Annotated in this window: 20 protein-coding genes; 8 read left to right on the forward strand and 12 right to left on the reverse strand. The window is 34.9% G+C overall.

Annotation, left to right across the window (positions count from 1 at the left end; genetic code table 11):
• Positions 1 to 109 precede the first annotated feature (109 nt).
• From EOJ36_RS00120 to EOJ36_RS00135, 4 genes are all read right to left on the reverse strand, one after another.
• Positions 110 to 1,081, reverse strand: coding sequence for a UDP-glucuronic acid decarboxylase family protein (locus tag EOJ36_RS00120; protein WP_127801990.1), 972 nt, complete (start codon positions 1,079 to 1,081; stop codon positions 110 to 112).
• 92 nt (positions 1,082 to 1,173) lie between these two features.
• Complete coding sequence (locus tag EOJ36_RS00125) at positions 1,174 to 2,481, reverse strand: UDP-glucose dehydrogenase family protein (RefSeq protein WP_127801991.1); 1,308 nt, start codon at positions 2,479 to 2,481, stop codon at positions 1,174 to 1,176.
• Between the two features lie 61 nt (positions 2,482 to 2,542).
• Positions 2,543 to 4,171 carry an alkaline phosphatase PafA gene (gene pafA, locus EOJ36_RS00130; protein WP_127801992.1) on the reverse strand — a complete coding sequence of 543 codons (1,629 nt, stop codon included), beginning with the start codon at positions 4,169 to 4,171 and terminating at the stop codon, positions 2,543 to 2,545.
• Entirely contained in the window at positions 4,168 to 4,623 is a 456-nt protein-coding gene (locus EOJ36_RS00135; RefSeq protein ID WP_127801993.1) for a type I restriction enzyme HsdR N-terminal domain-containing protein, read from the reverse strand. The genes pafA and EOJ36_RS00135 overlap by 4 nt, the downstream gene beginning before the upstream one ends.
• A gap of 55 nt (positions 4,624 to 4,678) precedes the next feature.
• Here EOJ36_RS00135 and EOJ36_RS00140 point away from each other — a divergent pair, with 55 nt between their 5' ends.
• Positions 4,679 to 5,452: an AMP nucleosidase gene (locus tag EOJ36_RS00140; RefSeq protein ID WP_127801994.1), complete on the forward strand. Its 774-nt coding sequence runs from the start codon at positions 4,679 to 4,681 to the stop codon at positions 5,450 to 5,452.
• 152 nt (positions 5,453 to 5,604) lie between these two features.
• On the opposite strand, the gene EOJ36_RS00145 is transcribed toward EOJ36_RS00140, so the two are convergent.
• The 4 genes from EOJ36_RS00145 to argS all read right to left on the reverse strand — a co-directional run bounded on the left by EOJ36_RS00145 (position 5,605) and on the right by argS (position 10,260).
• Positions 5,605 to 6,945 carry a tetratricopeptide repeat protein gene (locus EOJ36_RS00145; RefSeq protein WP_127801995.1) on the reverse strand — a complete coding sequence of 447 codons (1,341 nt, stop codon included), beginning with the start codon at positions 6,943 to 6,945 and terminating at the stop codon, positions 5,605 to 5,607.
• Between the two features lie 6 nt (positions 6,946 to 6,951).
• Positions 6,952 to 7,857: a 1,4-dihydroxy-2-naphthoate octaprenyltransferase gene (gene menA, locus EOJ36_RS00150; protein WP_127801996.1), complete on the reverse strand. Its 906-nt coding sequence runs from the start codon at positions 7,855 to 7,857 to the stop codon at positions 6,952 to 6,954.
• Positions 7,858 to 7,859: 2 nt separating this feature from the next.
• Entirely contained in the window at positions 7,860 to 8,420 is a 561-nt protein-coding gene (locus EOJ36_RS00155) for a glutathione peroxidase (protein WP_238944365.1), read from the reverse strand.
• Between the two features lie 61 nt (positions 8,421 to 8,481).
• Entirely contained in the window at positions 8,482 to 10,260 is a 1,779-nt protein-coding gene (gene argS, locus EOJ36_RS00160; protein WP_127801998.1) for an arginine--tRNA ligase, read from the reverse strand.
• A 77-nt stretch (positions 10,261 to 10,337) separates the two neighbouring features.
• Between argS and EOJ36_RS00165 the strand changes: the two genes are divergently transcribed.
• Both EOJ36_RS00165 and EOJ36_RS00170 read left to right on the forward strand, forming a co-directional pair.
• On the forward strand, positions 10,338 to 10,904 hold the full coding sequence (locus tag EOJ36_RS00165) for an L-threonylcarbamoyladenylate synthase (RefSeq protein ID WP_127801999.1): 567 nt from the start codon (positions 10,338 to 10,340) through the stop codon (positions 10,902 to 10,904).
• The gene (locus tag EOJ36_RS00170; protein WP_127802000.1) at positions 10,904 to 12,334 is read left to right on the forward strand and encodes a CCA tRNA nucleotidyltransferase; all 1,431 of its coding nucleotides are present in this window, start codon (positions 10,904 to 10,906) and stop codon (positions 12,332 to 12,334) included. The genes EOJ36_RS00165 and EOJ36_RS00170 overlap by 1 nt, the downstream gene beginning before the upstream one ends.
• A 143-nt stretch (positions 12,335 to 12,477) precedes the next feature.
• On the opposite strand, the gene EOJ36_RS00175 is transcribed toward EOJ36_RS00170, so the two are convergent.
• The 3 genes from EOJ36_RS00175 to EOJ36_RS00185 all read right to left on the reverse strand — a co-directional run bounded on the left by EOJ36_RS00175 (position 12,478) and on the right by EOJ36_RS00185 (position 14,308).
• The gene (locus tag EOJ36_RS00175; RefSeq protein ID WP_127802001.1) at positions 12,478 to 13,107 is read right to left on the reverse strand and encodes an NAD(P)H-dependent oxidoreductase; all 630 of its coding nucleotides are present in this window, start codon (positions 13,105 to 13,107) and stop codon (positions 12,478 to 12,480) included.
• 1 nt (position 13,108) lies between these two features.
• The gene (locus EOJ36_RS00180; RefSeq protein ID WP_127802002.1) at positions 13,109 to 13,672 is read right to left on the reverse strand and encodes a YceI family protein; all 564 of its coding nucleotides are present in this window, start codon (positions 13,670 to 13,672) and stop codon (positions 13,109 to 13,111) included.
• A gap of 180 nt (positions 13,673 to 13,852) precedes the next feature.
• On the reverse strand, positions 13,853 to 14,308 hold the full coding sequence (locus EOJ36_RS00185; protein ID WP_127802003.1) for a MarR family winged helix-turn-helix transcriptional regulator: 456 nt from the start codon (positions 14,306 to 14,308) through the stop codon (positions 13,853 to 13,855).
• A 113-nt stretch (positions 14,309 to 14,421) separates the two neighbouring features.
• Between EOJ36_RS00185 and EOJ36_RS00190 the strand changes: the two genes are divergently transcribed.
• On the forward strand, positions 14,422 to 15,042 hold the full coding sequence (locus EOJ36_RS00190; protein WP_127802004.1) for a Maf family protein: 621 nt from the start codon (positions 14,422 to 14,424) through the stop codon (positions 15,040 to 15,042).
• A gap of 107 nt (positions 15,043 to 15,149) precedes the next feature.
• Here the strand turns inward: EOJ36_RS00190 and EOJ36_RS00195 are convergent, their stop codons facing one another.
• The gene (locus EOJ36_RS00195) at positions 15,150 to 15,476 is read right to left on the reverse strand and encodes a HesB/IscA family protein (RefSeq protein WP_127802005.1); all 327 of its coding nucleotides are present in this window, start codon (positions 15,474 to 15,476) and stop codon (positions 15,150 to 15,152) included.
• A 135-nt stretch (positions 15,477 to 15,611) separates the two neighbouring features.
• Here EOJ36_RS00195 and sufC point away from each other — a divergent pair, with 135 nt between their 5' ends.
• The 4 genes from sufC to EOJ36_RS00215 are packed head-to-tail and all read left to right on the forward strand — an operon-like array spanning position 15,612 to position 19,150.
• Positions 15,612 to 16,361, forward strand: coding sequence for a Fe-S cluster assembly ATPase SufC (gene sufC / locus EOJ36_RS00200; protein ID WP_127802006.1), 750 nt, complete (start codon positions 15,612 to 15,614; stop codon positions 16,359 to 16,361).
• Between the two features lie 10 nt (positions 16,362 to 16,371).
• The gene (gene sufD / locus EOJ36_RS00205; RefSeq protein ID WP_164847792.1) at positions 16,372 to 17,511 is read left to right on the forward strand and encodes a Fe-S cluster assembly protein SufD; all 1,140 of its coding nucleotides are present in this window, start codon (positions 16,372 to 16,374) and stop codon (positions 17,509 to 17,511) included.
• Positions 17,512 to 17,516: 5 nt separating this feature from the next.
• On the forward strand, positions 17,517 to 18,725 hold the full coding sequence (locus EOJ36_RS00210; protein WP_394342701.1) for a cysteine desulfurase: 1,209 nt from the start codon (positions 17,517 to 17,519) through the stop codon (positions 18,723 to 18,725).
• Positions 18,725 to 19,150 carry a SufE family protein gene (locus EOJ36_RS00215; protein ID WP_127802009.1) on the forward strand — a complete coding sequence of 142 codons (426 nt, stop codon included), beginning with the start codon at positions 18,725 to 18,727 and terminating at the stop codon, positions 19,148 to 19,150. The genes EOJ36_RS00210 and EOJ36_RS00215 overlap by 1 nt, the downstream gene beginning before the upstream one ends.
• Positions 19,151 to 19,173: the final 23 nt, after the last annotated feature.

Here is a 19,173-nt window from a genome sequence, read left to right on the forward strand (position 1 = left end):
TTTCCTATCAGCTAACTGATAAAATTTCTAAAACCTCTTACCTCTTACCTCTTACCTCTTACCTCTTACCTCTTACCTCTTACCTCTTACCTCTTATCCCTTACCTAAACTAAAACTCCTTATGATGCGCCATTCTATGCAAATCTTCCTGACTTAAAGATTTGAAGTATTCATACGTAATTTTTAAACCTTCTGCTCGACTTACTTTTGGCTCCCATCCTAAAATTTCCTTGGCTTTACTGATATCAGGTTTTCTTTGTTTCGGATCATCAGTGGGTAAGGGTAGAGAAATTAATTTTTGAGAAGTACCTGTCAATTTAATGATTTCATCACCAAACTCTTTGATAGTGATTTCATCTGGATTACCTATGTTTAAAGGTTGTGCATAATCCGAAAGCAACAAGCGATAAATTCCTTCAACCAAGTCATCTACATAGCAAAAGGCTCTTGTTTGTGAACCATCCCCAAACATAGTTAAATCTTCTCCACGAAGCGCCTGACCAATAAATGCTGGTAATACCCGACCATCATTTAGACGCATTCTTGGTCCATACGTATTGAAAATACGAACAATTCTCGTTTCTAATCCGTGGTAGGTATGGTATGCCATTGTCATGGCTTCTTGGAATCGTTTGGCTTCATCGTAAACTCCTCTTGGACCAACGGGATTCACGTTACCCCAATAATCTTCCGTTTGTGGATGTACTAAAGGGTCACCGTAAATTTCAGATGTTGAAGCAATTAAAACTCTCGCATTTTTTACTCGAGCTAATCCCAAACAATTGTGAATACCCAATGATCCAACTTTTAAAGTTTGTATCGGAATCTTTAAATAATCTATAGGAGAGGCCGGTGAAGCAAAATGTAAAATGTAGTCTAATTCTCCAGGAACATGGATAAATTTGGAAACATCGTGATGATAAAATTCGAAATTTGGTAATTTGAATAGGTGTTCTATATTTTTTAAATCACCCGTAATCAAATTATCCATGGCTATTACATGGTATCCTTCTTTAATAAATCGATCGCACAAATGTGATCCTAAAAACCCCGCCCCACCTGTAATTAATATTCTTTTCATATAAAATAAGAACTGAAGAACTTTAGAATTTAAGAACTTTAGTATTTAAATTAACAATTAACAATTAACAATTAACAATTAACAATTAACAATTAAACCCTCTCTCTTCCAATCGAATAATACGTATATCCCATTTCTTTCATTTGATCTAATTCATATAAATTTCGACCATCAAAAATGATTTTGTTTTTCAGTAGACTTTCCATTTTATCAAAATCTGGAGTTCGGAATTGCGGCCATTCGGTCATGATTAACAAGGCATCTGCATCTTGTAAACATTCGTAAGGATTTTTGCAATATGTCACCTTATTTCCAACTACCGATTGAACATTCTTCATAGCCTCTGGGTCATATACATGAACCTCGCATCCTGCTTCAATTAGGGAATCAATGTTATATAAGGCTGGTGCCTCTCTAATATCATCTGTGTACGGTTTGAACGCCAAACCCCACATGGCTATTTTTTTGCCCTTTAGGTTATTGCCAAAAAACTCTTGAACCGCAGGGATTAATTTCGTCTTTTGCTGTTCATTTACGTTCATTACAGCATCTAAAATTTGAAATTTATAATCGTTTTCCAACGAAGTTTTAGCCAATGCCTGTACATCTTTTGGAAAACATGAGCCTCCATATCCAATCCCGGCAAACAAAAATCTTTTGCCAATTCTAGAGTCGGTACCTATTCCTTTTCTAATGTCGTCTACGTTTGCACCAACCAATTCACACAAATTGGCAATCTCATTCATGAAAGTAATTTTGGTGGCCAAAAATGCATTTGCTGCATATTTAGTCATTTCAGCTGACCGTTCATCCATGAAAATAATGGGATTTCCTTGTCGCACAAGAGGAGCATATAATTTATTCATTACCTCTTTTGCTCGCTCAGATTTAGTTCCAATAACTACTCTGTCTGGCTTCATGAAATCCTCTACAGCAACGCCTTCACGTAGAAATTCTGGATTAGAAACCACATCAAAGGGTACTTTTGCTCCTTTTGAAATGGCTGCATGAACTTTTTCAGATGTTCCAACTGGAACAGTACTTTTATCAATAATTACAGTGTAATCTTTTAAGAGTGGACCTAAATCATTCGCTACTTTTAAAATATATTTTAAATCAGCCGAGCCATCTTCTCCCGGAGGAGTTGGCAGTGCCAAAAAGATTACTTTTGCACCTTCAATACCTTCTGCTAAATTGGTTGTGAACTGCAAGCGTCCTTCGTTGGAATTTCTTAAAAATAAATCTTCTAAACCTGGCTCATAAATAGGTATTTCACCTGCCCTCATTTTTTCAATTTTATTCTCATCAATATCCACACATGTAACCTGATTACCTGTTTCCGCAAAACAAGTTCCTGTTACTAATCCCACATATCCTGTTCCTACAACTGCAATTTTCATTTGGTTATGTTAGTTTTATTATACATAAATGGCAAAATTAATCAAATTGTCTAAAAATAATTCAATTTGTCAGTATTACTTTGCCAGTTGTCCCAGTCGGTTCCATGATTTTTAACAAATTGGAAAGTGTTGGCGCAATGTCGTTGATTTCAGTTCTAGAATTGATTCTTTTTGCAGGTACTTTCCAACCATAAAACAACAAGGGTACATGTGTGTCGTATGCATATAATGTACTATGTGTAGTTCCTGTTTTTGAACCAACAAACCATTGGGGTTTCAATAAAATCATGAAATCTCCAGATCTTAATGGATGGTATCCGTTGGTTATTTTGTCCTTAAATCCATTTATTAGTGTAGTATTTTCAAGATTTTTTAAATCAATTAATCGAGAAAATCCTTCTGTTTTGTTCAATGCCTTTTCAATGGTCTGAAAAACAAGCTCTCTCGAAATTTGTAATCTTTTCATTACTCTCGGGTCCAAATATAATTGAGAATTCTCTTCTCCTATAATTAAATCCCCTGTACCAACGGCTAATTTTAAGGCGTTTTTAATTTCTGTTAAAGCCTTTGCTCTATCATAAACCCCTCCAGGTAATTTTTTCGATTGTAAATATCCAGGTACATCCGCTACTGCATGGTCTGCACTTAAGAAAACAAGGTAATTGCCTTTTCCAATTTTAGTATCTAAATGGTTCAGGATTTCTTCTATATCACGATCTAATCGGATGTAATTATCTTCCAATTCAATGGATTGAGGACCAAAGGTATGTCCAATATAATCTGGAGATGAAAAACTAACAGCTAAAAAGTCGGTTGAATTTCCTTGACCTAATTTTTCTTCATCTATTGAACGAATTGCAAAATTCTTTGTTAAGGTGTTTCCCATTGGAGAAGTACGAATTACTTCTAATGCATTCGTTCCTTCAAATGAATGTGGAAAAGTAGAAGTCTTTGCACCTGGATATTTTCCTTCATAGGCCTGATCATCTTCTGCACTTAGAGTATAGGTGTTTATCGGAAAAAATGTATTCCATGGATTTTTAGTTAAATTTTCAGCTTGTTTTTCTGAATTGAATTTTTGAACCCAAGCAGGTAATTCTTTCATGTAAAATGTGGAAGTAATCCAATTGCCTTCTTTTGAATCGTACCAATAGGCCCCGTTGGCTGTATGTCCACCAGGTAAAATTGCCCCTCTGTCTTTTAAGGCAATTGCTATCGTTTTATTTTTGAAATTTTGAGCTAAACGTAATTGATCAGTGATTGTCGAAGTCCATAAATTTTTTGGCGACATCCAACCTGTTTTACCCGTTGTTCCAACGGTTTGAACCGTGCTGTCGTCTGTGCAATAAACTTTTTTACCTGATAGAACGTCTGTCCAATCATTTCCCACAATACCATGAACTGCAGGAGTAGTTCCAGTATAAACACTTGCATGACCTGCTGCAGTAACGGTTGGTGCATATGAATAATGATTATCTGTACAATTTATTCCTTGGTTCATCATACGTTTGAAACCTCCTTCGCTAAATCTACTATAGTATTTGTTCAAATAATCGTATCGCATTTGATCAACTATGATTCCAACAACTAATTTTGGTTTGCTTTGAACTACCGTAGAACTTGTTTTTTGTGCGAAAATAGAATTTGCCAAAAGCAAAATTGCTAAAATAAATAAGCTTGAATTTTTCATTGAAATTTTGGAAAAAAATCTAAAATTGTAACTTGATTTTCTTGGTTTAAAGTAAAAATTTTATGCTCTAATCCATTTGTAATAGCCCAAAATGGAGATTTTAAAACGGATTGGTATTGTGAAACTTGTTGTAAAACACTTGCATCTAAATTAACCTGAGGAGCTTTACATTCAATTAATAAAAAAAGTTCTCCATTTCTATCATAAATACAAATATCCGACCTTCTTTTCAATTGGTTAGCAAAAATAGGAGCCTCTAATTGAATTAAATTGGATGGATAATTTAAATGATGAATCAAATAATTTAAACAATGTTGACGAACCCATTCCTCTGGAGTCAATACCCTATTTTTCTTAGACACTTCATCAAAAATCAAAAGCTTTTCAGCTGATTTTTGTAACTTGTAGGCAAAGCTAGGGAAATCTAAAATAAGAATTGGATTCTTTTCCATTTTGTTTTACATCTCTAAAATACTTAAAATTTGACTTTATTCAAACTAAATATACATGAAAACAAAAGAAGAAATTGTTAACAATTGGTTACCTCGTTATACAGGAACCCCATTAGATAAATTCGGAAAATACATCCTCCTAACCAATTTTAAAAATTATGTAGAAATGTTTGCAACCAAATTTGGGGTAGAAATATTGGGCCAAGAGCGTCCGATGCAAACCGCTACTTATGAAAATATTACTATCATTAATTTTGGAATGGGTTCACCTATGGCCGCCACTGTAATGGATATTCTTTCTGCCATAGAGCCTAAAGCAGTTTTATTTCTGGGTAAATGTGGAGGTTTGAAAAAACATTTAGCCTTGGGCGATTTGATTTTGCCAATCGCTGCCGTAAGAGGAGAAGGGACATCTGATGAATACATTCCCAAAGAAATTCCTGCATTACCTTCATTCCGTTTGCAACGCTCCGTTTCTTCTATGATTAAAAAACACGAGTTAGATTATTGGACGGGCTTGATTTACACTACAAATCGTAGAGTTTGGGAACACGATGAAACATTCAAGCAATATTTAACTGATATCCGTGCCATGGGTATAGATATGGAAACTGCAACAATTTTTACCGTTGGCTTTGTTAATAAAATTCCACGTGGTGCGCTATTGTTGGTTTCAGATAATCCTATGACTCCCGATGGAGTAAAAACCGAAGAGTCCGACAAAAAAGTAACCACCAATTATGTGGACTTACACCTTCAAATAGGAATTGATGCTTTGTTAGAATTAGCAAATTCTGGAGAATCCGTTAAGCATCTCAGGTTTGAGTAAGCCAGTGAGCCAGTGAGCCAGTAAGCAGAGTTATAAATACTCGTTCACTGGCTCACTAGCTTACTGGCTCACTAGCTTACTGGCTCACTAGCTTACTGGCTCACTAGCTTACTGGCTCACTAGCTTACTGGCTCACTTTAACCACGAAGTGGTTAATTACAAACCTCCTTAATTACATTATACGCCCCTGCATACCCCAATTCACCAGATTTACTTAAATCAGCACAACCCGAGTTGTCTGAAAGGGCAATTTTTAAAATACCTCTTAAAAAATATGCCTCCGCGTATTTTCCATTCAAAAAGATCGCATTGTTGCAATCTTGAATGGCAGCCCTTTGATCTCCTAAATTTGATTTAGAAACTGCACGCAAAAAAAATGCTTCTGCAAAAATTGGCGATAAAGAAATGGCCTTGTCAAAATCCTCAATAGCATTTTTTGCATCTCCTGATTTTGCACGAGCAATTCCTCTACTAAAATACACCTCAGATTTATCTTCACTAAATGGGAAAATCTTTGTTTTGTCTAAAATACCATTTCTTAATTCATCTAATTGAATTTTAGAAATTTTACCAGTGTAAACTATTTTAGTCCCCTCTGAATTTCCTGCACCTGAAGCACGTGAAAAATCTTCAATAGCACCTCGATGGTCACCTAATTTCGATTTTACAAATCCTCTGCCATAAAAAGCCGCTAATTTATTTGGATTAATTTCCAAAGATTTGTTAAAGTCTTCTAATGCACCTTTTTCACCATTTTCACCCCTGAAATTCTCCAATTGTGTTTTGCAAAATCCTGAAAAATACCAATCGTCTGCATCATCTGGATTCAATTTAATTGATTCCTCGTAATCTTTAATTGCTCCCGTATAATCCGTTAAATTCATCTTGGCAAATGCCCTTCCTGAAAGATATCCACCTCTTTTGGGACTAATTTCAATTGCTTTATTGAAATCTTCTAATGCTCCTTTGAAATCACCTAATTTCGTTTTGCAATCACCTCTTGAAGCATAACTTGGGGCGTATTCTGGATTCAATTCCAAGGATTTGTTGAAGTCTGAAAGTCCACCTCTGTAATTTTCCAATTTAGTTTTCGATATTCCTCTGCTAAAATAAGCTGTTGCTTCTAAGGGATTTAAACGAATAGCCTCGTTATAATCTTGAATAGCAATTTTATGGTTGTCTTTTTTGCTGTAGCTTTGTCCACGTGCAATAAACGCCTCAAAATAAGTTGGTTTTAATTCAATTGCTTTGTCGAAATCAGAAATAGCTCCTGAAAAATCTTTTAAATTGTATTTCGAAAATCCTCTATTATAAAATGCTTCTGGTTCCGGATTGGCAGCATTTTTTTCTATGGCTAGGCTGAAATTTCTCAAAGCATCTGCATAATTACCAGATTTGTTTTGAGTCATTCCCAATTCCATATAATTTACATCCTGTGCAAATGAAATTGTTGAAATTCCTATTAAAGAAGCTATCAAAAGATATTTTTTCATGGGTATTTATTTTGTCAATTGTAATGAAATTCCGAGTAAAATGATAAACCAAAGCGTGCTAAGGGCAGTCTTTTTTAAATAGGGATCAATTTCTTCAGAACTTAAGTTAGATTTTAATTTAGTGTAGATGAAAAGTAAAGGAAAAATTCCTATCAAAAATATTCCTGCTGAATAAGGATTTAATTTTGTAGTGTCTCCCAGAAATATCGTCGAGAAAATAATAGCTAATAGGTACAATGATTTTTGATATAAAAACCCTTTTTCTTTACCAATTCTTACGGGTATAGAAAATTTCCCATTGATTTTATCATTATCGATATCCCTTAAATTGTTTAAATTTAATACCGCTACAGATAAAAATCCTACTGAACTTGCAGGTAAAAAAATCGAATAATCAATTATTCGACTTTGTAAATAATACGATCCACAGGTGCCCACCCAACCAAAAAATAAGAATACGGATAAATCACCTAAACCAGCATATCCATATGGTTTTTTTCCAATGGTGTAGGTGATTGCCGCTAAAATGGCTAAAAGTCCTAAAAGTAAGAAAATGATAATTTCTTGAAAACTTGTGTTTTGTAAGCTTTTGTAAATAAGTAATATACCACTGATGAATGACAAAATTCCTAATATAATTACAGCTTTTTTCATTTCAGGTATGGTCACTTTACCTGTTTGTACTGTTCGTTGAGCAACCTTTCGTTCTTGGTTATCAATGCCATTCAGAGTGTCTCCCAAATCATTAGCAAAGTTGGACAGGATTTGTAAGAAAAGAGTGGTGGATATCGCTAAAATAGCTATCTGAGGGGAGAAATGTCCCTCAGATAGCGCAATTAAATTTCCTAATAATATACTTGCTAGAGCTAGTGGTAACGTTCTTGGCCTTGCAGCCTCTACCCATCTATTCATTTTTATTGAATTGCTTTTACAAATTCAGGACTTGTAGGTTTTACACCAGATGCAAAAAAGTGTGTTAATTCACCTTTTTCATTGATCAAATACTTGCAAAAATTCCATGTCGGCTCTTTTTCATTCCAACCATTTTGATTTTTGTCTGATAACCATTTATATAGATTACTTTTTCCTTCTCCTTTAACCACAACTTTCTCCATCATTTGGAAGGAAACGCCATAGTTTTTTAAACAAAAATCTGAAATTTCAGCATTGCTGCCAGGTTCTTGGCCTCCAAATTCATTGGCAGGAAATCCTAAAATTACAATCTCAGGGTGCGACTTGTGAAATGCCTCCCAATCTGCATATTGTGGTGTAAATCCACATTTTGATGCAGTATTTAAGATCACAACTTTCTTTCCTTTAAATTGAGAAAAATCAATTTCTTTTCCATCTATACCTTTCATTTTAAATCCATAGATGTTTTGAGAAACAGCTGTAGCTGTTTCTGCTGGGCGTTCAACAATAGTTTTTTGAGTGAATGGAATTGCCAATGCAGTCAAAATAGATCCAATTTTCATAACATTTAATAACATAATAGTAAGAATTAAGAGTGTTAATAAAATTAATAGTTTCTTCATTTTACATTCTTATTGGGGCCTTAATTCCCAATAGTGAAATGGAGTGTTGAATAGTTTTACGCGTTTGATCTGCCAATATTAATCTAAAATTTTTCTTTTTCCCATCTTCTTCATTCAAAATGCTCAATTCATTGTAAAATTTATTGAATTGTTTAGCCAATTCAAAAGCATAATTTGCAATGACAGAAGGGGCGAAATTCTTGGCCGACTCGTCAATTTTATTTGAGTAATCATTTAAAAGGAAAATAAGTTCCAATTCGCAGTTTTCCAATTGATCAAAATTTCCAATGGGTTCTTGAGTAATATTTTGCTCCTGAGCTTTTCGCTGAATCGAGCAAATTCTTGCGTGCGTATATTGAATGAAGGGCCCTGTGTTTCCTTGGAAATCTATGGATTCTTCCGGATTAAACAACATTCTCTTTTTGGGATCTACTTTTAATAAAAAGTATTTCAATGCGCCAAGTCCTAAATCGTTAAATAATTCGTTCGATTCTTTCTCAGAAAAGCCTTCAATTTTTCCTAATTCTAATGTTCTGTCTTTAGCAGTCTGAACCATTTCTGCCATTAAATCATCTGCATCTACCACCGTTCCTTCTCTCGATTTCATTTTGCCACTTGGTAAATCCACCATGCCATACGACAAATGGTAATTTCCATTTGAAAAAGGTTTATTTAATTTTTTCAGGATATGAAATAAAACCTCAAAATGATAATCTTGTTCGTTGCCTACTACATAAACCGATTGGCTTGCCTTGAAATCTTCGTATTTCAATTGAGCTGTCCCCATGTCTTGCGTGATGTAAACAGAAGTACCATCTTTTCTTAAAACTAATTTTTGATCTAAACCTTCGTCCGTTAAATCAATCCAAACGGAACCGTCTTCTTTTTGAAAAAATACTCCCGAGTTTAATCCTTCCTGAACTAATTCCTTTCCTAACAAATAGGTGTTAGATTCCCTATAGGTTTTATCAAAATCAACTCCCATTACTTTATAGGATGCTGCAAAACCTTCAAAAACCCAATTGTTCATGGTTTCCCAAAGAGCAACAACTTCCTTGTCACCTTGTTCCCATTTCAACAACATTTCTTGAGCTTGCTTCAAAATAGGAGCTTCCTTTTTTGCGCTTTCTTCATCTAATCCAGTTAGTAGAAGCGTATCAATTTCTTTTTTATAAGCTTTGTCGAAGGCTACATAATATTTTCCAACCAAATGGTCGCCTTTTAATCCAGATGTTTCTGGGGTCTCATTGTTGCCAAACAATTGGTAGGCCAACATGGATTTACAGATATGAATTCCTCTGTCGTTTACCAAATTGGTTTTTACTACATCATATCCTGCCGATTTTAAGATTTGTGCAACCGAATAACCTAAGAAATTATTACGTAAATGTCCTAAATGTAGTGGTTTGTTGGTGTTGGGAGAGCTATATTCAATTAAGACTTTCTCACTTTTTGTTGCTAAATCAAATGATTTTTGAAAACTTAATTCTTGTAAAATTTTTGTCCAAACCTCGTTTTTTAAACTGATATTCAAAAAACCCTGTACCACTTGGATAGATTTAACCAAATCACAATTGGACTTCAAATATTCGCCTAATTGGTTGGCCAACATTGGAGGTGCCATTTTTGCTTCCTTGGAAAAGGGGAAAACTACTAGAGTATATTGTCCTTCAAATTCCTTTTTGGTCTCTTGTAAAATAATTTCTTCAACTGATAATGAAAATAATTCTTTCAGTCCTTTTTGAATTAATTGGGATAGTTCCTTTTGAATAGCTGACATCTAAATTCTTGCGCAAAATAATTGCAAAGGTACGATTAATCCTTCGAATGTTAAGATAATATTTTACCTTTGTGCTCATGAATCCAGCAATTTATCAAGAGGCAATTCAATCCCTAAAATCAGGTGGAGTAATTATTTATCCAAGCGATACATTATGGGCATTGGGTTGTGATGCTCGTTTTGATGCCTCCATTGAAAAGATTTTTCAAATTAAAAACAGACCCATTGATAAGGGTTTGATTTTGTTGATATCAAAAATCGAACAATTGAACGAATATGTGGAACAAGTGCCAGATATTGCATGGGATTTGGTGGAATTTGCAGAAAAACCTTTGACAGTCATCTACCCAAAGGGCAAAAATGTGAGTAAGCATGTCTTAGGCCCCGATGGTAGTATAGCCATTCGTTTGGTAAAAGATGAATTTTGCAAAGGATTCTTATTTAGATACCAACGAGCTGTTGTTTCCACCTCTGTAAATGTTTCAGGACAGGCATCTGCCATTCAATTTGACGATATTTCTCCAGAAATAGTCAATCAAGTTGATTATATTTTGAAAAATGAAGGAAGTAATAAGTTGACACTTAAAGCCTCTAAAATAGTGCAATTAGGAATAGGAGGTGATTATAAAGTAATACGCGAATAATGAAAAGTGGACTAGAAATTATAAGTCATCCTATTTTTAAAACCATCGGACAGGCAGCAGACAATCTAAATGTTGAATGTTATGTGATCGGAGGTTTTGTTCGTGATCAATTACTCAATCGAGATTGTAAAGATATTGATGTGGTTTGTGTGGGATCTGGAATTGATTTAGCCATAGAAACTGCCAGATTGTGCAATTTGCCTGAGCAAGCAGTAAATGTTTTTAAAAATTTCGGAACAGCTATGTTTCGTTTTGATGAGGATTGGGAACTTGAATTTGTGGGTGCCAGAAAAGAATCCTATGATTTCAATTCGCGAAAGCCAACAGTTGAGGAGGGTAGTTTAGAAGACGATCAAAATAGAAGGGATTTTACCATTAATGCCTTGGCAGTTGGTTTAAATTCAGACAATTGGGGTAAATTGATTGACCCATTTGAAGGATTAAAGGACCTTGAATCTAAAACTATAAAAACTCCACTAGAGCCAAGTATTACGTTTTCAGATGATCCTCTGCGCATGATGCGTGCTGTTCGTTTTGCCACTCAGCTAGGATTTGATATTGAATCGGAAACTTTTGAAGCACTCCAAAATGAAAAAGAGCGACTTTCAATAATTTCGTTCGAAAGAATTTCTGATGAATTAAACAAAATTATTACTTCCAATAAGCCTTCTTACGGCTTTTTGTTGTTAGATGCCTGCGGGATTTTGCCCATTATCTTTCCCGAATTTGTCAAATTAAAAGGAGTTGATACCGAAGAAGGGAAGGGTCACAAGGATAATTTTTACCATACTTTGCAGGTCTTAGACAATATCACTAAATCTACCAACGATCTTTGGTGGCGTTGGGCAGCAATTTTGCATGATATTGCTAAGCCTGATACCAAACGTTTTGATAAGAAAAAAGGCTGGACGTTTCATGGACATGAGGACCTCGGTGCCCGACAAGTCCCTGGGATTTTCAAGCGTTTGAAATTGCCTTTAAATGAAAAAATGAAATTGGTTCAAAAATTGGTTCGTCTTCATTTACGACCGATTGCTTTGGCCAAAGAGGAAATTTCAGATGCCGCCTTGCGACGATTACTGTTTGAAGCAGGTGATGATTTAGAGGCCTTGATGGCCCTTTGTAGGGCAGATATTACCTCTAAAAATGGCGAAAAAGTAAAACGCTATCTAAAAAACTTTGATATAGTTGAACAGAAACTTAAGGAAGTAGAAGAAAAAGATCAGATTCGTAATTTTCAACCAGTAATTACTGGTGAAATTATTATGGAAACCTTTGATATTGGCCCGAGTAAGGAAATTGGAATTATTAAAATAGCTATCCGAGAAGCGATTTTAGAAGGAATTATCCCGAATGATTTAGAAAAATCCTGGGATTTTATGTTAGCAGAAGGAGCAAAGTTAGGGCTGTACCCAAAGGGTAATTGTTAATTGTTAATTGTTAATTATAAATTAATAAAATCAACAATCAACAATCAACAATTAACAATTAAAAATTAAAAATTAAAAATTAAAAATTAACAATTAACAATTAACAATTAACAATTAACAATTAACAATTAACAATTAACAATTTACAATTTTATAAAAAGTTCCTCCTTCGGATAACGAACTTTTGTTGCGCCGCTCATGAAGTCTGCTTCCGCATGTCTTTCGCCAACTGCTAAAATTAAAACTGAATGTAATCCTTTTTCTTTAAGTCCAAGTAACTCATCCAATTTTGCTGGAATGAATCCTTCCATTGGAGTAGAATCAATTCTTAGTTCCGCTGCTGCAGCTAAAGCTGTTCCCATAGCAAGATAAACTTGCTTGGCAGCCCAATTGGCTTGTAAATCCTGTGGACGACTCAATAAACCTCCTGCTATAGCATTTTTGTAATCAGCTAACATTTCAATTGGTACATTTCTTTGTTGAGAAACTGTATTGATGAAATGATTGATTTTTTCTTCAGTCACTTCATTCCATGCTGCGAAAACTAATAAATGTGAGGCTTCTACAATTTGAGGTTGTCCGTAGGCAATGGGTTGAATTTGAGCTTTTAAATCTTGATTTTCAATCACTAATACTTGGTAAGGTTGAAGACCGAAACCCGAAGCACTCAAACGAATTGCCTCTAATAAATGCTCAATTTTGTCGTCTGAAACTTTTGCTCCTGACATTCTTTTGGCAGCATAGCGCCATTCTAAAGATTCTAATAAAGTCATATTATTCAGAAATTAATGTAACATTTAAGTTAAATTCATCCATGATAGCTTTGTCGCCAATGCTTGCAAAGAATTTTTTTGAACCGTATTGAATACCAAAATCAGTTCTGTCGATTGTGATATTTGCTTTTGCTGAAACTTTTCCACCTGCAACTGTAATGTTTGCTGGGAAAGAGATTGCTTTTGTGATTCCTTTTACTGTCAAATTACCTGAAATTTGGTTTCCTGCAACTTTAGTGATTACAAAAGAAGCTGTAGGGAATTTCTCTACTTCAAAGAAGTCGCCAGTAGAGATGTGACCAATAAATTTCTTGTTGTATTCTGCATCAGTGATGTCTAAACAAACAATTTTTTTTAAATCAATGGTGAAGTTTCCTCCAACTAATTTGTTGCCATCTACAGCTAAACTAGCTTTGGAAATAGCCACAGTACCTGTGTGCTCTCCAGTTACTTTTTTTGCTAACCAAACGATTGAGCTTTTTGGTGAAACTGCAACATTTTTTGGTGCAGCAAATGAGACAAATCCAATTGTCAAGGCGGATAATAAAATACTTACTTTTTTCATTTTTTTGTTATTACTTGTTATTTGGTTCCCCGAATTTCATTCGGGGTTATTTAAAATTGAACCCCTGTGGGGTTCGTTGTACTTAATTTTTTTTTAAATCCCAGGGTTTCACCCTGGACTATTACAAGTGAACCCCTGCAGGGTTCGTTGCACTCTTCACTATTCACTCTTCACTCTTCACTATTCACTTCTGCGGAATTCATCCAACAACTCATTCAAAAGTTGAAGCTTTTCTTTTCCCATTTTCTCGAACTTGCTTTCCCAATTCAAAATGATTTTATCAATTTGCTCAAGCAATTCAAGTCCTTTGGGAAGAATTATGATGTCTACTGCTCTTCGGTCATTGGGACACTCTCTGCGCTGAACATATTTTTTTTCTAATAATTTGTCCACCAAACGAGAAGCATTCGACATTCGATCCAACATCCGTTCCATGATCCCAAGTACCGTAATTGGAGTTCCGTTTTGTCCTCTCAAAATTCTCAAAACATTGAATTGTTGAGGAGTTATTCCAAATGGTTTTAATATATCTGTGTGTTGCTTGCCAATCCAATGACTTGTAAATACAACGTTCAAAGAAGCCTTTGAGCCCTCCGAATTGAATTTACTTTGCTTAATTTCTTCTCCAATTCCCATATCTTGAAATTTGATGTAGCAAAATTAAATGTAGTTACATTAAATTCCAAAACATTTAAAATAAAATTTTTGTAAAATTGTGTTATATTGGACAAAAAGGGCTTAATTTGAATATGGAAGCATTATTAAATTTGTCGCAACCTTTGTTTTTAGGTTCAAATTCGCCAAGAAGAAAGGAGATTTTACATTCTGCTGGTTTTCATTTTACTGTTTTACCGGCGAATATTGAAGAGAATTTTGATGAAAATATGGCATTGGAAGAGGTTCCTGTTTTTTTGTCACAGAAAAAAGCCAAGGCCTTAATCGAAACCGGAATCCCATCAGGAATTGTTTTAACCGCCGACACCGTAGTAATTGTAGAAAATCAAATCTTAAATAAACCGAAGGATAGGGCAGAGGCTTTACAAATGTTAAATCTTTTATCAGGAAAAACCCACAAAGTAGTAACAGGTTTTGCCATAGAGGGTCCCAATATATCTATTGCCGATTCAGATGAGGCCTTTGTGACATTTCGAAAATTAGAACAATGGGAGATGGAATTTTATGTAAAATCAGGTACTGCAATGGATAAAGCTGGAGGTTATGGAATTCAGGATTTTATCGGAATGGTTGGTATCGAAAAATTAGAAGGTTCTTTTTACACGGTTATGGGCTTGCCCATTTATAAAGTTTATCAGGCTTTGAAGCCCTTTATATTAGAAGGAAGGGAGTTGATTATGAATTATGAATTATGAGTTATGAGTTATGAGTTATGAGTTATGAATTATGAGTTATGAGTTATGAGTTATGGGTTATGGTATTTGAATTTCATAACTCATAACTCATAACCCATAACTCATAACTATATAGAAAAGCTTTCCCCACAGCCGCAAGTCCTTGCCGCATTAGGATTCTTGAATTGAAACCCTTTTCCATTTAGACCATCAGAAAAATCTAATTCTGTGCCTGCAAGATATAAGATAGATTTTTTATCAACCATGATTTGAATACCCTTGTCTTCAAATACCATGTCGTTATCTTTCTTTTCAGAAGAAAAATCTAAATTGTACATTAAGCCAGAGCAACCACCTCCTTCAACTGCCACACGTATATGGTATTGCTCGGTCAAGCCTTCTTTATCTCTTAGTTCTCTAATTTTCTCTGCTGCTAAATCTGTTACAGTTACCATATCCTTTAAATTTTATGCAAAATTAATATATTTTTGAAAAATTTCTACTTATTTAAATTCAATCTAAATAAAGTATAGAAAATGAACGATTCCTGTTGTAATTTTGTTCCCTAAAATAAAAAATTCAGAAATTTTATGCTTTCAATTAACAATTTACATGCGAGAATAGGAGAGAAAGAAATCTTAAAGGGCATTAATTTGGAAATTAAACCAGGAGAAGTTCATGCCATTATGGGACCCAATGGTTCTGGTAAGTCCACATTAGCATCTGTTTTGGCAGGTAGAGAGGATTATGAAGTAACAGAGGGATCTGTGATTTTCCAAGGAAAGGATATTTTAGAACTAGCTCCTGAAGAGCGTGCTGCTGAAGGTATTTTCTTAGCTTTTCAGTATCCTGTGGAGATTCCAGGAGTTTCAACAACCAACTTTTTGAAATCGGCAGTAAATGAAATTAGAAAATACAGAGGCGAGGAGCCGATGGATGCCGTGCAGTTTTTGAAGATGTTCAAAGAAAAAATGGCTTATGTCAACATCGACCAATCTTTGTTGTCAAGAGCCCTAAACGAAGGGTTTTCTGGCGGAGAAAAGAAAAGAAATGAAATATTCCAAATGGCCGTATTAGAACCTAAATTGGCCATTTTAGATGAAACTGATTCTGGATTGGACATCGATGCGTTGCGTATAGTTGCAGAAGGTGTAAATAAATTGAAGGGTCCTGACAATGCAACAATTGTGGTAACTCACTACCAGCGTTTGTTAGACTATATTGTGCCAGATTTTGTTCATGTGTTGTACAAAGGACGTATTGTGAAGTCTGGAACCAAGGAATTGGCATTAGAATTAGAGGAAAAAGGTTACGATTGGATTAAAGCTGAGGTAGATTAATATGTCGGATATGTCAAAAGAATTAGCCATAAAATCTTTTCAAGCTGTTGGTTTCCCAACTTCCAAAATGGAAGAATGGAAATATACTTCATTGAAAAACTTAAATGAGATAGATTGGAGTTGGGAGGAATTAAATTTGTCAGTAGCTTCAATTGATGGACTGCAAATTTGTACCCTACAAGATTTGTTGAATCATTCAACAGAATTTAAGGCTAAATGGGAGGGTAAAGATCCTATTTTAGAACAAAATCCATTGTTTGCTTTAAATGCAGCTATCTGCGAAAATCCTTTAGTTCTTTGGATAAAAGAAGGTATTCAAATCGAAGATGCCGTTCATTTGTCCGTATTTCTTAAACAAGATAAGAATACAGCCTTTCAATCGAAGATGATTGTTTTTTTAGAAAAAGACAGCTCGTTTTCCATCATTGAATCAGCTAATTCTCAAGGTGAAACTCCAGTTTTTTCAACGTTTGTTCAAGAAGTTTTTCTTGCAGAAGGTGCCCAGTTTAAATATGTAAAGGAGCAAAATTTGAGCGATTCTTGTACGTATGTGGATCAGACCTTTGTGTACCAAGATTCCAATTCTCAAGCAGACACCTTTACATTTTCATTGAATGGAGGTATTATTAGAAACAATTTGCATTTCTATATCAATGGAGAGCAAGTGGTTTCTAATTTGAATGGTTTGTACGTTCCTGGAGCTAATCAATTGATGGATACCCATTCGGTGGTGGACCACCGTTTGCCCAATTCCGAATCCAATGAATTATACAAAGGAGTATTGATGGGGCAATCAACGGGTGTTTTCAATGGTAAGATTTTCGTTCGAAAAGATGCGCAGAAAACCAATGCATTCCAAAGTTGTAGAAATGTGTTGGCATCGCAAAAAGCAACCATGAATACAAAACCTCAATTGGAAATTTGGGCTGATGATGTGAAATGTTCTCATGGTACAACCACCGGACAATTGAACGAGGAATCCTTATTTTACATGCGTTCAAGAGGTATTTCTTTGGCTGCTGCTAAGACTCTATTGCTTTTAGCGTTTGCTCAAGAGGTAATTGATACAATCCCTTTTGAAGAAACAAGAAAAAGTATTTCAGAAAAAATTATTGCAAAAATTGAAGCTTCAAACGATCTAGTGATTTAATGCGAATGAATTCCTATAGAAGTGATTTTCCGATTCTAGATCAAATGGTCAATGGAAAACCATTGATTTATTTTGATAATGCAGCTACGACCCAAAAACCTAAACAGGTAATTGAGGTATTGAAGCATTATTATGAAATGGATAATGCAAATATTCATCGTGGGGCACATGCTTTGGCTGATCGGGCTACTGCCAAATATGAAAATACCCGAAAGAAGATTGCTGATTTTATAAATTCACCGAGTACAGAGCAAATAATTTTTACATCTGGTACAACAGGTGGTATAAATTTAGTTGCCCAAACTTTTGGTAGAGCTTTTGTTGGAAATGGCGACCAAATCATAGTTTCGAATTTAGAACACCATTCTAATATTGTACCATGGCAAATGATTGCCCAAGAAAAAGGCGCTGAAATTAAGGTTATACCTGTTTCAGAAGTGGGGGTTTTGGACATGGAAGCCTTTAAATCCTTATTGAATTCAAGGGTTAAATTGGTTGCAGTTAATCATGTTTCTAATGCCATTGGAACAATAAATCCGATTGAAACAATTATTTCTGAAGCCCATAACGTAGGGGCAAAAGTCTTAATTGATGGCGCGCAATCGGTAGCTCATATTTCCATAGATGTTCAAAAGTTAGATGTCGATTTTTTAGCTTTTTCTGCTCATAAATTATTTGGACCCACTGGAGTTGGCGTTTTATACGGCAAAAAAGAATTATTGAATGCAATGCCACCCTATCAAGGTGGTGGTGAAATGATTAAAGAAGTTTCTTTTGCAGGAACAACCTATAATGAGTTGCCCTATAAATTTGAAGCTGGAACGCCCAATATTGCTGATGTGATTGCATTTGGTGCAAGTTTAGATTATTTGAATAGTTTATCGCATCAAACAATTTGGGAGCTTGAAAAGGAACTATTAAGCTATGCATCCAAAAGGTTATTGGAAATTGATGGTTTGAAAATTATAGGAACAGCTCCTCAAAAAATTGCTGTGGTTAGTTTCTTAATTGAGGGAACGCATCCGCAGGATATAGGACTTTTATTAGACAAATACGGTATTGCTATCCGTACAGGACATCATTGCGCGCAGCCTTTGATGCAGCGATTTGATATTGTGGGAACTTGTCGAGCTTCTTTTGCGTTTTACAATACTAAGGAAGAAATAGATGCTTTTGTAGAAGCATTGAAAAAAGTAGTTTTAATGTTGAAATAATGGCGAAAAATATCAATCAAATTCAGGATTCGCTTATTGAAGAATTTGGACTTTTTGAAGATTGGACAGAAAAATATGAGTACCTAATAGATTTAGGTAAAAAATTAAGTCCAATGGCTGAGGCATTAAAAACTGAAGATAACGTAATAAAGGGTTGTCAAAGTAAAGTTTGGCTTTCTGCTAAATTTGAAGAGGGGAAAGTGATTTTTGAAGCAGATTCAGAGGCTGTAATTGTTAAAGGATTAATAAGTATGTTGATTCGCGTTTTGTCGAATCAAACTCCACAAGATATATTACAGGCTGATTTATATTTCATTGATGAAATCGGGATGAGTCAGCACCTTGCTCAAACCCGTTCAAATGGTTTGTTGGCTATGGTAAAACAAATGAAGAATTATGCCTTAGCATTTTCTTTAAAAGATTAATCGGATGGAAGAAGTAAAAGTAA

Source organism: Sandaracinomonas limnophila, from assembly GCF_004005965.1.
Taxonomy (GTDB): domain Bacteria; phylum Bacteroidota; class Bacteroidia; order Cytophagales; family Spirosomataceae; genus Sandaracinomonas; species Sandaracinomonas limnophila.